This window comes from Allobosea sp. P1_B10 (assembly GCF_056406735.1).
Genome location: NZ_JBFTZP010000001.1, coordinates 684370 through 698945, shown reverse-complemented (window position 1 = coordinate 698945; position 14576 = coordinate 684370). Strand labels below are relative to the sequence as shown.

14 protein-coding genes are annotated in these 14576 nt (G+C 66.4%); 9 read left to right on the top strand and 5 right to left on the bottom strand.

Features of this window, described 5'->3' with window-relative positions; translation table 11 throughout:
* The first annotated feature begins 288 nt into the window (after positions 1-288).
* Genes cysS through cimA form a run of 3 tightly spaced genes read left to right on the top strand, consistent with a single transcriptional unit; the run spans position 289 to position 3490 of the window.
* Complete coding sequence (gene cysS / locus AC1D2L_RS03505; protein WP_476844416.1) at positions 289-1776, top strand: cysteine--tRNA ligase; 1488 nt, start codon at positions 289-291, stop codon at positions 1774-1776.
* Positions 1773-1895 (top strand): hypothetical protein, encoded by a 123-nt coding sequence (locus AC1D2L_RS03500; protein ID WP_476844415.1) that lies wholly within the window; start codon positions 1773-1775, stop codon positions 1893-1895. The genes cysS and AC1D2L_RS03500 overlap by 4 nt, the downstream gene beginning before the upstream one ends.
* The gene (gene cimA, locus AC1D2L_RS03495) at positions 1892-3490 is read left to right on the top strand and encodes a citramalate synthase (RefSeq protein ID WP_476844414.1); all 1599 of its coding nucleotides are present in this window, start codon (positions 1892-1894) and stop codon (positions 3488-3490) included. The genes AC1D2L_RS03500 and cimA overlap by 4 nt, the downstream gene beginning before the upstream one ends.
* Before the next feature lie 110 nt (positions 3491-3600).
* Here the strand turns inward: cimA and AC1D2L_RS03490 are convergent, their stop codons facing one another.
* Positions 3601-3948: a hypothetical protein gene (locus AC1D2L_RS03490; RefSeq protein WP_476844413.1), complete on the bottom strand. Its 348-nt coding sequence runs from the start codon at positions 3946-3948 to the stop codon at positions 3601-3603.
* A 169-nt stretch (positions 3949-4117) separates the two neighbouring features.
* Between AC1D2L_RS03490 and AC1D2L_RS03485 the strand changes: the two genes are divergently transcribed.
* From AC1D2L_RS03485 to AC1D2L_RS03460, 6 genes are all read left to right on the top strand, one after another.
* Entirely contained in the window at positions 4118-6031 is a 1914-nt protein-coding gene (locus AC1D2L_RS03485) for an ABCB family ABC transporter ATP-binding protein/permease (protein ID WP_476844412.1), read from the top strand.
* A 174-nt stretch (positions 6032-6205) separates the two neighbouring features.
* Positions 6206-6655 (top strand): hypothetical protein, encoded by a 450-nt coding sequence (locus tag AC1D2L_RS03480; RefSeq protein WP_476844411.1) that lies wholly within the window; start codon positions 6206-6208, stop codon positions 6653-6655.
* 219 nt (positions 6656-6874) lie between these two features.
* A complete protein-coding gene (gene exbB / locus AC1D2L_RS03475; RefSeq protein ID WP_476844410.1) occupies positions 6875-7969 on the top strand; it encodes a tonB-system energizer ExbB in 1095 nt (364 codons plus the stop codon).
* A gap of 6 nt (positions 7970-7975) precedes the next feature.
* A complete protein-coding gene (exbD, locus tag AC1D2L_RS03470; RefSeq protein ID WP_476844409.1) occupies positions 7976-8434 on the top strand; it encodes a TonB system transport protein ExbD in 459 nt (152 codons plus the stop codon).
* Entirely contained in the window at positions 8431-9336 is a 906-nt protein-coding gene (locus tag AC1D2L_RS03465; RefSeq protein WP_476844408.1) for an energy transducer TonB, read from the top strand. The genes exbD and AC1D2L_RS03465 overlap by 4 nt, the downstream gene beginning before the upstream one ends.
* A gap of 184 nt (positions 9337-9520) precedes the next feature.
* Positions 9521-10831, top strand: coding sequence for a methyl-accepting chemotaxis protein (locus AC1D2L_RS03460; protein ID WP_476844407.1), 1311 nt, complete (start codon positions 9521-9523; stop codon positions 10829-10831).
* Between the two features lie 39 nt (positions 10832-10870).
* Here AC1D2L_RS03460 and AC1D2L_RS03455 read toward each other — a convergent pair whose 3' ends face one another.
* The 4 genes from AC1D2L_RS03455 to AC1D2L_RS03440 are packed head-to-tail and all read right to left on the bottom strand — an operon-like array spanning position 10871 to position 14542.
* The gene (locus AC1D2L_RS03455; protein WP_476844406.1) at positions 10871-11284 is read right to left on the bottom strand and encodes a hypothetical protein; all 414 of its coding nucleotides are present in this window, start codon (positions 11282-11284) and stop codon (positions 10871-10873) included.
* Between the two features lie 45 nt (positions 11285-11329).
* Positions 11330-11719 carry a hypothetical protein gene (locus AC1D2L_RS03450; RefSeq protein ID WP_476844405.1) on the bottom strand — a complete coding sequence of 130 codons (390 nt, stop codon included), beginning with the start codon at positions 11717-11719 and terminating at the stop codon, positions 11330-11332.
* Positions 11720-11723: 4 nt separating this feature from the next.
* On the bottom strand, positions 11724-12821 hold the full coding sequence (locus AC1D2L_RS03445) for an ABC transporter ATP-binding protein (RefSeq protein WP_476844404.1): 1098 nt from the start codon (positions 12819-12821) through the stop codon (positions 11724-11726).
* Between the two features lie 2 nt (positions 12822-12823).
* Complete coding sequence (locus AC1D2L_RS03440; protein WP_476844403.1) at positions 12824-14542, bottom strand: ABC transporter permease; 1719 nt, start codon at positions 14540-14542, stop codon at positions 12824-12826.
* Between the last annotated feature and the right edge of the window lie 34 nt (positions 14543-14576).

The following is a 14576-nucleotide window of genomic DNA, read 5'->3' as shown; positions in this document are numbered from 1 at the left end:
CCAGACCAGTGCGGCCCGAACCTTCGAAGCGGAAGAATGGTTCCGATCGGTTAAATTTAAGTGAAGCGACCGGCCATGGTGCGCCGCAGCAAACAGGCCGCCCTCTTGACGCAAAGCCCGCGCACAGGCAAGCAGAATGTCATGACGCGCGCCGCAAACCGGATTTGCATTATTTGCCGCTAGCTCTCGCTGGCCGGCTGCTCACGTCTTCGTCCTGAAACGACCCCGACAACAGCGCCCCGGCCAGCGGCCAGGAATTGTTTTGTCGTCTTTTTGGGACTTTTCGCGATGTCGCCCCAGCTCAGGCTCTACAACACGCTGACGCGGACGAAGGAGGATTTCACTCCGATCGACCCGCATAACGTCCGCATGTATGTCTGCGGTCCCACCGTGTACGACTACGCCCATATCGGCAATGCGCGCCCGGTCATCGTTTTCGATGTGCTGAACCGCCTGCTGCGGCATCTCTATGGCGACGCCCACGTCACCTACGCCCGCAACCTCACCGACGTTGACGACAAGATCAACGCCCGCGCCGCCCGCGACTTTCCGGGCTTGGCCCTGAACGAGGCAATCGCGCAGGTCACCCAGGCGACGACGGCGCAGTTCCACAAGGACATCGCTGCCTTGGGCTGCCTGCCGCCCGACGAGGAGCCGCGCGCCACCGACCATATCGAGGAAATGCGGGCGATCATCGAGCGCCTCGTCGCCCGAGGTATCGCCTATGTCGCCGAAGGGCACGTGCTCTTCCACGTGCCCGCGGTCGAGACGCTTCGCAACGCGCCGAAATACGGCTCGCTGGCGCGCCGCCCGCTCGACGAGATGATCGCCGGGGCGCGGGTTGATGTTGCCCCCTACAAGCGCGACCCCATGGATTTCGTGCTCTGGAAGCCCAGCCGCGACGGCATCGACCCCGGCTGGCCGTCGCCCTGCGGCATCCCCACGCCCGGTCGCCCGGGCTGGCATATCGAATGCTCGGCGATGTCGATGGCAAAGCTGCTCGCGCCCTTCGGCGGCGGGCTGGCTTGCGACGATCCCTCGAAGAACGTCTTCGACATCCATGGCGGCGGCATCGATCTGGTCTTCCCGCACCATGAGAACGAAATCGCGCAGTCCTGCTGCGCCTTCGGCGGCGCCGACGGGGCAGGGCGCATGGCGAACTACTGGATGCATAACGGCTTCCTGCAGGTCGAAGGCGAGAAGATGTCAAAATCGCTCGGCAACTTCGTGACCATCAACGAACTGCTGGAGACGGAGGTGTTTGGCGGGCGCAAATGGCCCGGCGAAGTGCTGCGCCTTGCGATGCTCAAGACGCATTATCGCCAGCCGATCGACTGGACGGTGAAGGCGTTGGAGGAGACGCAAGCTACGCTGCTGGAGTTCCAGGAGGTCGCGGCGCGCGGCGATGAGAAGGCAGTCGTGCCGGCTGCGATCGTCGACGCTTTGAGCGATGACCTCAACACCGCGATGGTTTTCGCCGAGCTTCACCGCCTGCGCCGGGCCGGCGACGCCAGCGGACTGCGAGGTGCGCTGCGGCTTCTGGGCTTCGGCGTCGCGCTGCAGGCGCAAGCTGCGCTGAAGGCCGAGGCGATGGTCAATGCCAATGGCGCGACAATTGACGGGCTGATCGCCGCCCGTCTCGAAGCTCGCCGCGCCAAAAACTTCGCCGAATCCGACCGCATCCGCGACGAACTCGCCGCGATGGGCATCGCGCTCAAGGACGGCAAGGACCCCGCCACCGGCGAGCCGGCCACGACCTGGGAAGTGAAGCGATGACCCGCGCCGACGCTCCCAAAATCCGGCCCGCGGGTGCGCTGTCCCTGACCATGAAGCTCGTCATGCTGGCGATGGTCATGCCGAAGGTGCTGCGGTTCAAGCTGAGGCGTGAGCTGTGACGGCTGACCGGATCCACCTGTTCGACACCACGCTGCGCGACGGCGCGCAGACAACCGGTGTCGATTTCTCGCTCGACGACAAGCGCGCGGTCGCTGCGATGCTGGATAAGCTCGGCATCGACTATGTCGAGGGCGGCTATCCCGGAGCGAACCCGCTCGACACGGCATTCTTCGCAGAAAAGCCGACGACGCGCGCGAAATTCGCCGCCTTCGGCATGACCAAGCGTCCGGGCCGCTCGGCCTCGAACGATCCCGGCATTGCCGCCCTGCTCGACGCCAAGGCCGACGCCATCGTTTTTGTGGCCAAGGCGTCAGACTATCAGGTCCGCGTCGCCCTGGAGATTTCCCTGGAGGAGAATCTCGACGGTATCCGCGAGAGCGTCGAAGCAGCCAGGGCCGCCGGCCGCGAGGTCATGCTCGACTGCGAGCATTTCTTCGACGGCTATAAGGCCAACCCCGACTATGCGCTGGCCTGCGCCCGCACCGCATACGAGGCCGGTGCGCGCTGGATCGTGCTCTGCGACACCAATGGCGGCACGCTGCCCCAGGAGATCTCGGCCATCATTGCCGAGGTCATCAAGGTCGTGCCCGGGGACCATCTCGGCATTCATGCTCATGACGATTGCGGCTGCGCGGTCGCCAATTCGCTGGCGGCGGTCGAGGCCGGGGTGCGTCAGGTCCAGGGCACGCTGAACGGGCTGGGCGAGCGCTGCGGCAACGCAAATCTGGTGACGCTGATCGGCGCACTGAAGCTCAAGGACCGTTATCGCGAGCGCTATGTTCTGGGCGTCGACGACAAGCAGCTCGCGGAGCTGACCTATGTCTCGCGAGCGCTGGATGAGATGCTGAACCGCGCGCCCAACCGGCATGCGCCCTTCGTGGGCGCCTCGGCCTTCGCCACCAAGGCCGGCATCCACGCCTCGGCCGTGCTGAAGGACCCCAACACCTACGAGCACGTCGCGCCCGAGGCGACGGGCAACATGCGAAAGGTCCTGATCTCGGATCAGGGCGGCAAGTCGAACCTCGTCGCCGAACTCGAACGTATTGGCGTCACGATCGGTCGCGACGACCCCAGGCTTGGTCGCGTGTTGCAGGAGGTCAAGGAGAAGGAGGCGCAGGGCTACGCTTTCGAGGGCGCCGATGCCTCGTTCTTTCTACTTGCCAAGCGGATCATGGGGGAGGTTCCGGCCTATTTCGAGATCGAGCGCTTCGCCGTGAACGTCGAACGCCGGTACAACGCGCTGGGCGAACTCGTCACCTTCTCCGAGGCAATCGTGAAGGTGAAGGTCGGCGACGAGATCCTGATCTCGGCGGCCGAGGGGGCTTCAGGTCCGGTCAACGCGCTCGACGTCGCGCTGCGAAAGGATCTCGGTCGCTACCAGTCGCTGATCGAGGGCCTGCGGCTGGTGGACTACAAGGTCCGCATCTTCCAGGGCGGTACCGACGCCGTGACGCGTGTGCTTATCGAATCCGCCGACGAAACCGGCGAGCGCTGGACCACCGTCGGCGTCAGCGCCAACATCATCGACGCCTCGTTCCAGGCGCTGGTGGATTCCATCACCTACAAGCTGGTCAGGGCCGGCGCGACGGCCTGAGCCGATAGGCCGTCATTGCGAGAAGCGCAGGCGAAGCAATCCAGGGACGGCTGCGCGCTACGCCGCTGGATTGCTTCGCCTGCGCTCGCAATGACGGCTAAACTGGCCGCTCAATCGACCAGGCGGATCACCCGTTCCTTGCACAGATCCATGCTGTCATTATTGCCCTCGGCCTCGTCGTCGAAACGCGCCAGGACGAAATAGCTGCAGCCGGCGGGCTTGTTCAGCTTGATCGCCGTGCTCTTTCCCGGCGCGAGCGGCTGGGCGAGCTTTCCGACGAGCCGCGACTGTTCGCCGATGGTGGCGATCTCGAAGGTGGTCAGCGGAGCCGCGCGCATGTTGGTGATCTTGATCTGCGCCGGCGGTCTCGGCTGCTGGGCGGCGGTGGGCAGGATAGCAAGCGCTGCGCTCGCACCTATGCTGAGCGCGGCAATGGCGATAACCCTTTGAAATGTCATCCTCAGTGTCCTTCCCCATAGCAGAGCGTTGGCCGCTCTCGGGATATTTGACACCCGCCTTGGGACAAGAACAAGGCGGCGTCCGGCGCAGGCCCGACCCCGCAGCTCTCCGCATGCATTCGCCCGCGATTATGCCTATATCTGCGGCCCAATCTGGAATCGCTTCAAAATGTCCCCGCTTCCTGCGCCGAACCCGGCGACGACCTTCGCGCGCTCCATGGTGATCAAGCCGGGCTCCGGTTTCGTCGCGACGTTCCGCGCACTCTGGCCCTATCTCTGGCCCGCCGATCGTGCCGACCTGCGCAAGCGCGTGGTCCTCGCCTTCCTGCTGCTGGTGCTGGGCCGCTGCGTGCTGATGGGCGTGCCGTTCACCTTCAAATGGGCGACGGATGCGCTGGCCAATACGCCCTCCAGCCTTGAGCGCTGGCTGCCGATCCTGGTCGGCGCGCCCCTCGCGCTGACGGTGCTCTACGGCCTCGCACGTGTCGGTTCGGCGGCCTTCATCCAGGCGCGCGATGCCCTGTTTGCGCCGGTCTTCATGCATGCGGTGCGCACGTTGGCGCTGCAGACCTTCGGCCACCTGCATCATCTCTCGCTGCGCTTCCATCTCGAGCGCAAGACGGGCGGTCTGACCCGCGTGCTGGAGCGGGGCCGCAACGGCATCGAGGAGATGGTGCGGCTGGGCCTGAACCAGTTGGTGCCGGTCACGATCGAGCTCGTGCTGATCATCGCCGTGCTGCTGACCCTGTTCGACTGGCTCTATGTCGTCGTGCTCGTCGCGATGGTGACGATCTACATGGCCTATACCATCAAGGCGACGGAGTGGCGCATCGCCATCCGTATGCAGATGAACGAGTCCGATACAGACGCCAACTCGAAGGCGATCGACTCGCTGCTGAACTACGAGACGGTGAAGTATTTTGGCGCTGAGGCCCGTGAGACCGCCCGCTACGATCTCTCGATGGCGCGTTATGAGCGCAATTCGGTCAAGGCCTACACCTCGCTCGCCTGGCTGAATTTCGGCCAGGCCGCGATCTTCGCGGCGGGCCTGACGATCTCGATGGTGATGGCGGTGCAGGGCTTTCGCGCCGGCACGCATACGGTCGGCGACTTCGTGCTGATCAACGCCATGCTGATCCAGCTCTACCAGCCGCTGAATTTCATGGGCACCGTCTATCGCGAGATCAAGCAGGCGACGCTCGACATCGAGCAGATGTTCTCGCTCATCGGTCGCGATCCCGAGATCCAGGACAATCCCGACGCAAAGCCGCTCGACGTCCGGGCCGGCGAGGTTGTCTTCGAGAACGTCCACTTCGCCTACATCCCCGAGCGGCCGATCCTGCGCGGCGTCTCGTTCACGGTGCCGCCGGGCAAGACCATCGCCATCGTCGGCCCCTCGGGCGCCGGCAAGTCCACGATCTCGCGGCTGCTGTTCCGCTTCTACGAGCCGCAGGCCGGGCGCATCCTGATCGACGGCCAGCCCATCGCCGACGTCCAGCAGGTCAGCTTGCGCGCCGCCATCGGCATGGTCCCGCAGGACACCGTGCTGTTCAACGACACCATTGAATACAACATCCGCTATGGCCGGCCCGATGCGACGGAGGCCGAGATCGCGGAAGCTGCTCGGCTGGCGCAGATCGACCGCTTCATCCGCTCGCTGCCGGAAGGCTACGAGACATCGGTTGGCGAACGCGGGTTGAAGCTGTCGGGCGGCGAGAAGCAGCGCGTCGCCATCGCCCGCACGATCCTCAAGGGGCCGCCGGTGCTGGTCCTCGACGAGGCGACCTCGGCGCTGGATTCCTTCACCGAGAAAGAAATCCAGGACGCGCTCGATCTCGTCAGCAAGGGACGTACGACGCTGGTCATCGCGCACCGGCTCTCGACCGTGATCAATGCCGACGAGATCATCGTGCTCGACAAGGGCCTGATCGTCGAGCGCGGGCATCACCGCGAGTTGCTGGCAGCCGACGGCGTCTATGCCGCGCTCTGGAACCGCCAGCGCCAGGTCGACGAAGCCAAGGCAACGCTCCAGCGTGCCACTGCCGAGGAGGCGCCGAGCGTGCGGGTGAGCCTGACCGATTAGGCCTCAAGCGCCTCCCGCGCCGCGCCAGCAGTCCGGCCCCAGTTTGAAACCGCTCGCATCTGCGGCCCGTTTCCTGCATTCTGACGCAACGTCGGGCATGGAGGCTCGGCGTGGTGCGGGGGGCTCGCAATGTTCGATCCGACCAGTTTCGTAGGCTTCCACACCTGGCTGAGCTTGATCGCGATCGTCGCGGGCTTTCCGATGATGATGGGCCTGCTGCGCGGATTCACCCGGCCCGGCTGGACGGGGGTCTACCTGTCCACAGCCTTTGCAACCAGCGCGACCGGCTTCGGATTCCCATTCACCGGAGTGCTGCCCTCGCACATCCTCGGCGCGATCTCGCTCGTGCTGCTCGCCATTGCCGGCTATGCGCTGTACGCACGCCAGCTCGCGGGCGGCTGGCGCAGGGCCTATGCGATCAGTGCGATGCTGGCGTTCTACATCCTGATCTTCGTGCTGGTCGCGCAGCTCTTTTCCAAGGTTCCGGCGCTGCACGCCATGGCGCCGACGCAGGCGGAGCCGCCATTTGCGATCGCCGAGGGCGCGGTCCTCCTCGTTTTCGTGGTGTTGACCTGGCTGGCGGTGCGGCGCTTCAGCAGCGAACGGCCACTCCTGCCCGTGTGACGACTTAAGGGAACAGGCGCGGCGGGAACCGCGACCGGGAAGCCTAAGGAATGCTTCCTTAGAAACGATCTAAACTATTGTAATTGCATGGAAATCCCAACTGGGGTATCGCCTGCATCTCGCTCTTGCGAGATCAGGCAGCCGCATTTCGCTGCCTTTGCGGATGGCCTGCGCCGCGCCTCCGGGACCCGGCGTGCCAGTTATGGGATTCGTGTTTCGATGCTGCGTGTTGTCCGTTTTGCCGTTTTGGCGCTCAGCCTGCCGTTGCTGGCCGGAGCCGGCTCGCCGGGAAAAGCGCTCGCCCAGGCAACCCAGCAACCGTCAGTCGAGACGCCCGCCACCCCCGGCATGACCGCAGTGCCGCTTCCCCCGCTGGCGCCGCATGGCGTGGCCATGCCCTCGACCGCCCACCCGCAGATGGTGCCAGGCATGCAGGCGCAAGCGCCCGCGGCGCAGCTGGCTCAGCCCGCGCCTGCCGCAGCCCCAGTGGAGCCCGGCACGCCTGTGCAGGTCGCGCCGGCCGTGCCCGCTGCTGCGCCGCCGGCACCCGCTGCCGCCGGCGTCCTGCCGCATGACCTTTCGCCCTGGGGCATGTTCATGGCGGCCGATATCGTCGTCAAGGCGGTGATGCTCGGCCTGGCCTTCGCGTCTCTCGTCACCTGGACGATCTGGCTCGCCAAGGCGCTCGAACTCGCCTCGGCAAAGACACGCGCCAGCCGCGCGTCGCGCCAACTCGCGGTGGCGGCATCGCTAGAAGCTGCCGCCACCGCCATCGCCGGCCGCAGCGGCAAGGCCCGCGGCACGGTCGCGGAACTGCTGCAGGCCGCCATGACCGAGCGCGAGCGCTCTGCCGGCCTCGGCGAGGATGGCGTCAAGGAGCGCGTGTCGATCGCGCTGTCGCGCATCGAGGCGCGCGCCGGTCGCTCCATGGCACGCGGGACGGGTCTGCTGGCAACCATCGGCTCGACCGCGCCCTTCGTCGGCCTGTTCGGCACCGTCTGGGGCATCATGAATTCGTTCATCGGCATCTCACAGGCGAAGACGACCAATCTTGCTGTCGTTGCACCGGGTATCGCCGAGGCGCTGCTTGCGACCGCGATCGGCCTCGTCGCCGCCATCCCTGCCGTCATCATCTACAACGTCTTCGCCCGCGCCATAGCCGGCTACCGGGCCGTGCTCTCGGATGCCTCCGGCGAGGTGCTCCAGCATCTCTCGCGTGATCTCGAGCGGGCGCGACGTGCGCCGACGGCGCCTCGCGTGGTGCAGGCTGGGCCCCAGGCGGCCGTGGCGCTGCCGCGCGCCCATGCGGAGTGACGAGCCATGGCTGTATCGCTCAAGGAAGCCCAGGACGGCGATCTCGGTGAAGTCTCCGAAATCAACGTCACGCCCTTCATCGACGTCATCCTGGTCCTGCTGATCATCTTCATGGTCGCGGCCCCCCTGTCCACGGTGGACGTCGCGGTCGACCTGCCGGTCTCCAATGCGCAACCCCAGCCGCGTCCCGACAAGCCGATCTTCCTGAGCGTGAAGGGCGACCTTTCGCTCGCGCTCGGCAACGACCCCGTGCCGCGCGAAGGCCTCCAGTCGGTGCTCGACCAGCGCACGAGCAGCGACCGCGACCAGCGCGTGTTTCTTCGGGCCGACGGTGCCGTTGCCTATCGCGACCTGATGGAGGTGATGAACCTGCTGCGCAACGCCGGCTACCTCAAGATCGCGCTGGTGGGCATCGAGGATACCGGCCAGAAGCCGGCCGCCGCAGCCGGGGTGCCTGCGCCATGATCATGCGGGACAATCCGCGGCGCTGGCTTGGCGCCCTTCGCTGGGGCGCGGCAGCGCTTGCCGTCGCCAGCGCCCACGGCGGAGTGGCCTGGGTCGCCGTGCACTGGAAGCCGGCCCATGCCGAGGCCGCTGCGGGCGCGCCCGAGCCTGCCGTGATGATCGAGCTTTCCGCGGTTTCGGTCGCGCCGGAGGCGCCTGCGGAGGAACTCCCGCCCGCGCCGCAGCCGGTCGAGGCCGAGCAGCCGCCACCGGAGTCCGTCAAGGAGACGCCTCCGCCCGAGCCCGAGCCGCCGCCGCCGGAGCCCGAGCCCGTCGTCGAGCCGCCGCCGATCGAGCCACCGCCGCCTGAGCCGGTGACGGTCCAGGTTCCCGAGCCCGAGATCAAGATTCCCGAGCTGCCGTCGATCCCCGACGCGCTGGCGGTTCTCGCGCCGCCGCCGCCGCCGCCCCCCAAGCCTGTCGTCAAGCCGGTCGAGCGCAAGCCACCGCCGAAGCCTAAGGTCGTCGAGCGCAAGCGCGTTGAGCGTCCGCGTCAGCGCGAGGCGGCCGCGCCGCCGCCGGCGCCGGCTCCGGCTGCAGCCCCCAGCCGTGAGGCTCAAGGCGCGTCGGCCCCGTCGCCATCGGTCTCGACCGCCTCATGGCGTGGCACGCTGATCGCGCATCTCAATCGCTACAAGCGTTTCCCCGGTGGGGCGCGCCCCGGCACGGTCCAGGTCGCGTTTTCCATCGATCGCGGCGGGCGCGTCCTGTCTGCCCGGCTTGTCGGTTCTTCGGGCGATGCGGCGCTCGACGATGAGGCGGTCGGCATGATCCGGCGCGCGAGCCCCGTACCGGCGCCGCCGGCCGGAGTCGGCGGCGGCGGGGCGGTTTCTCTTGCCGTGCCGGTCCGGTTCTCGCGCTGAGGGTGCAGAAGATCATCGCCCTCAGGATAGGACTAGTCCGATCGGTCGATGCGCCTTCACTCTCTGGTAGGCTCTTCGGGATACGCTTCGTATCGCTCCTACGGGATGTTCCTCGCGCTGCCTCCATTATTGGCAGCTCAGCGGACGCCTTGGGGCGATATGGTGATACGGAGCAGCAGGGCAGGTGCCAGCACGTTTTCCGGCAAGAAGGCTGATCGATTCGAGCTCGCGGTGGCTGTTTGCCAGCCTTGCAGGCGTCTCCGTCGTCGGTCTCAGTGTGAACTGGTATTTCGCGGCGCAACTCAGGTCCGCCAGCGCCGCGATCGAGAACAGTCCAGCCGCGTTGAATGCAGAAGAGCTCGCCTGGCAAGCCGAGGCGGCTGCATGGCAGGTCCTGGCCCTGACCGTAAGCTGGATCGGACTGACCCTGCTTGCGGCCGCTTGCCTTTGGACTGTGCTGCGCCGATCAGACAGCGACCGACAGAGCCTCCAGTCCACCCTCGATAGCCTACAGCCGGGCCAGCCATTGGCCGCCCGGGCAGGCGAACTCGTCGGCTATGAAGCGATCCTGACAGCTGTCGATCGCATTCGCGTCCTTGATCGCAGCTTGGCCGTGTCCGAGCAGGGCGCAATCTCGCATGCCGACATCGTCGAGCTCTGGCGTGCCTCCGTCGAACAGACGGCGCCGCAATTCGCAGCGGTGAGCCAGGTCGTCGCCGAGACTGCCGCCGCGATGCGCCTGTCGACGACCGAACTGGTCTATTCGACCGAGGAAACCCGGGGCGCCCTGGAAGAACTCACCCGCAACTCGCAGCGTGCCGAGGCTGCAGCCGTCAGCGTCTCCCTGGCGCAGGAGAAGATGATCGCCGCGAGCACGGCATTGGCTGACCGGCTCCGCTCCACCTTCAACCTCGTCGTCGAGGCCGATGGCATTGCCCGCGACGCGACCGGCCTGGTCCAGCATCTCGACGTCGGTGCCGCCAAGATCGGCGAGGTCGTGGCCTTGATCCGTTCGATCGCCACCCAGACCAACCTGTTGGCCCTGAACGCCACGATCGAGGCCGCACGGGCGGGCACTGCCGGGCGCGGCTTTGCCGTCGTCGCAGGCGAGGTGAAGGCGCTGGCGAACCGCAGCGGCCTTGCGGCGCTGGAGATCGCCGAGCAGGTCCGCAATATCCAGGAGACCTCATCGCGCTCCGCCGCCGCGATCCGCGCGATCACGGAAAAGGTGACCGAAGCGGAGCTGCATGCCTGCGAGATGTCGACGGCGCTCGACATCCAGGACAGGGCCGTCAACGAGGTTGCGAGCGCCTCGATGAAATCGCTTCAGAATTCCACCGAAGTCTGGCGCGGCGCCGCGCATATCCAGGTGCAGGTGGGCGCAACCGAACAGGTTGTCTCGATCTTCGATACGACCTCGAAGAAGGTGGCTGCTGCCAGCGCCGAACTCGATACCGCCCTCGACGACCTGCTGAAGCGCGCCGCACCCAGGTGATGCAGCTTCAGCGGCAAGCGATGGGCTGCGCCGGGCTTTCTAGCGCACGACGAAGCCGCTGACCCGCTTGGCATTGGACAGGCGGCACTGGCAGGAACTCTCCAGCGCGCGGGCCTTTCCAATGGCACAGACACGTCGCGGAGTTTGGCAGTGGCGGCCGAGCTGCCGCGCCGTCCGCACGGTTGTCGCGCGGCCTCGGGGCGCGGGCGATCCGCCATAGACGCGTTGGTACCCGCTGCCCTGCACACCAGGCGGCGTATAGGTCGAGGAGCCGCCGCTCGGCTGCAGGCGCAGGTCCGGAACGCTGTCCGTGATCGATGGCGGGCCGATACCGCGCCGCGGGCCATCGGGGGTCAATGGTCCGCTACCGGGAATGCCGACCTGCGCGAATGCCGGCAAGGCAAGGCAAAGGGCCGAAACAAGGGCGAGTGCGGCGGATAATCTGCGCGTCATTGCGAAAACCTTTTCCTCGACGGTTTCGGCCGGATTGCCTGCCCGTCAATCGCGAGGCGTCGGCGATTCTGAGCTGCGACCGGCGGGTGTGGTGTCCGGCGCCTCCTGCGTATGCTCAGCCTCCCACGCCGTCGTCAGTTCGACCAGTACATTGAGCTCCGTCTCGGCGCCGGGCGTGCCTTCCGGCAGTTGCCCTAGCGCGCGGATGCGCCGCTTGGCATCTTCATACTCGGCATGGCTCTTGAGCGTCATCGGCAGGACACCTCCCAATGCATTGAACCCGACACCATCCCGCTCAGTTCCGATGACCGCGGCGGCCGTGCCTTTTTCCCGCCCGCTTGAAACTCTCTCGGCCGGGCCGTGTTGAGGGATAGGGCGGCCGACGAGGTCCCTTGCATCGTCGGCATAACTGGCCGGGCCGTCAGGCTCGGCCATTTTTTCAGGCCGCGAGCCAGAGCAGCCGGCGCTGCGGCAAAGTCAGCTGCGCTGGAGCGCCGATCTCGAGAAGGTCCGCGCCCGAGTGGAACGGCGCATCGACGCCGATCTCGATGGCGCCAAAGCGCACGCCGTAGCGGACGCTCGCGCCGAGGAATTCGCGATGGGCGATCGTGCAGGGCAGGGCGGGGGCGTTGCCAGAGGCAGCTGCAGCGGGGATCAACTGTGCGTGCTGGGGCCGGAACACCAGCTTGGCGCCTGATGGGACGACGATGTCGCTGGTCAGCGGAACCTTGATGCCGCCATCGATCTCGAAGTGCCGGTCCGCGCCCGAGCCGGCGACACGGCCGGATATGATGTTCGCCGTGCCCAGGAAGTTCGCGACGAACAGGTTGTCGGGGTTCTCGTAGAGCTCCATCGGCGTGCCGACCTGCTGCACCGTACCGTCGTTCATCACCGCGATGCGGTCGCAGATGGTGTTGGCCTCTTCCTGGTCGTGGGTCACGAAGATCGTGGTCAGGCCCAGCCGCTGCTGGAGATCGCGCAACTCGCGCCGCACCTGGACGCGCATCTTGGCGTCGAGGTTCGACAAGGGCTCGTCGAGCAGCAGGACTTTTGGCTCGACAGCTACCGTGCGAGCTACCGCGACGCGCTGCTGCTGGCCGCCCGAGAGCTGCGAGGGGCGACGCTCGCCGAGATGGCCGAGCCCGACGAGATCCAGCGCAAGACTGACCCGGCGCTCGATCTCAGGCCGTGCGACGCCGCGCTCCTCCAGCCCGAAGGCGACGTTCCGGCGAACCGTCATATGCGGCCACAGAGCATAGGACTGGAACACCATGCCGACATCGCGCTTCCAGGGCGGCAGGGCAGAAATGTCCTTGCCGCCGATGGTGACGCGCCCGGTATCGGCCTGGTTGAAGCCGGCGATCAGGCGCAGCAGCGTGGTCTTGCCGCAACCCGACGGGCCGAGGAAAGCGAAGAACTCGCCCGGCTTGATCGCGAGATTGACGTTCTTGAGGACGTGGTTGTCGCCATAGGACAGGTTGACCCCTTCGATATCGACGGGGACGGCGGGCGTGGTCAGCGGAGCGATCGCGTTCATGGTCAGTGACCCATGCCTTTAGCCTTCTGGCTACGTTCGATGATCAGATGCGACAGGAAGGTGCAGATCGCCACGAGCAGGACCGCGACGACGCCGAGCGCCGCCCCCGGCCCCCGGCCCGCCGCCGACTGCATGAAGACGTAGAGGCCATAGGCCAGCGGCGCGTCGGAGTTGGACTGCACCAGCATCAAGGTGGCCGAAAGCTCGACCGCTGCCGTCGAGAAGGAGGTGACGAAGCCGGCCAGAATGCCGCCCGCCATCAGCGGCACCACGACGCGACGCACGGTGCGGGCCTTGGTCGCGCCGAGGTTTTCGGCTGCCTCCTCCAGCGACACCGATATCTGCTGCAACGCCGCGTGGCAGGCGCGCAGCGCATAGGGCAGGCGGCGAATGGCCAGCGCCAGCACGATGGTGATCCAGAGCGAGGCCAGCGGCGTGCCATCGGGCAGTGTCACGCCATAGAAGGTGCGGAGATAGCCTATCCCCAGCACGACGCCGGGGATCGCCAGCGCCGCTGTCGCCATCCAGTCGAGCCATTCTCGCCCGACAAGCTTAGTGCGCAGCACGAGATAGGCGATCGCGACGCCGAGTACGACGTCGATTCCGCCGGCGATCGAGGCGTAGATCAGCGTGTTCTTTATGTAGATCGAGCTCTCCCCGAAGACGCGGGCGTAATGGGCGGTGGTGAAGGCGTCGGGCAGCGGCGAGAACGACCAGATTGTCGCAAACGAGAGCAGCAGCAGACCCAGATGCGGCGCCAGCACGAGCGCCAGGATCAGGATCACGACACCATAGCCGGCAACGGCCTGCAGCGGCGTCATCTCGCGCTTGGCAAGCCCGCCGCCGCCGCGCTGCGTCGTGGCGTAGTCGCGGCCCTTCAGCGCCAGCGCCGAGAGCCACATCGCCAGCACCGAGGCGATGATCAGCACGACCGAGATGACATAGCCCATCGGGTCGGCGATGCCGATCGAGGTGACGCGCAGATAGGCCTGCGGGGCCAGCATGTCCTTGACGTTGAGCAGGAGCGGCGTCGCGAGATCGTCGAAGACCTTGACGAAGACGAGCGAGGCGCCGGCGAGATAGCCCGGCAGCGCCAGCGGGAAGACGATGCGCCGGAACAGCCGGAAGCCCGAGGAGCCGAGGTTCTGGGCCGCTTCCTCCATGGCGCGGTCGATATTGCGCAGCGCAGCGGCGAGGTTGATCAGGATGAAGGGGAAGTAGTGAACGGACTGGACGAAGATGACGCCGTTCAGCCCCTCCATGAAGCCGATCTTGAAGCCGAACCAGTCGTCGAGCAGCAGGTTGATCGAGCCGTTGCGGCCGAAGAAGAGCTGCATCGCGACGGCGCCGACGAAGGGCGGCATGATCAGCGGCAGGAAGCCCAGGGTCTGCACGATGGCCGCGCCGCGAAACACGAAGCGCGTCGTGAGATAGGCCAGCGGCAGCGCGAACACCGAGGCCCAGACCACCGACATCGCCGAGACGTAGAAGGAGTTCCACAGCGAGCGCATGAACAGCTCGGTGTTCACGAAGTCGTAGAAGTTCACCAGCGTGAAGGTCGATGTGCCCTTCTCGGTGAAGGCGACATAGATCACCGTCGCCACCGGCAGGACCAGGAACATCAGCAGGAAGGCGGCGATCGCGAGCGCCAGCGCGATCTGGCCGGGCGTAGCGGAGATGCGGCGGGCGCGCGGAGGCGTCGAGGCTGGAATTGCGGTCATGTTACTCGGCTGGGATGTTCGCTCGCGAGGCCAT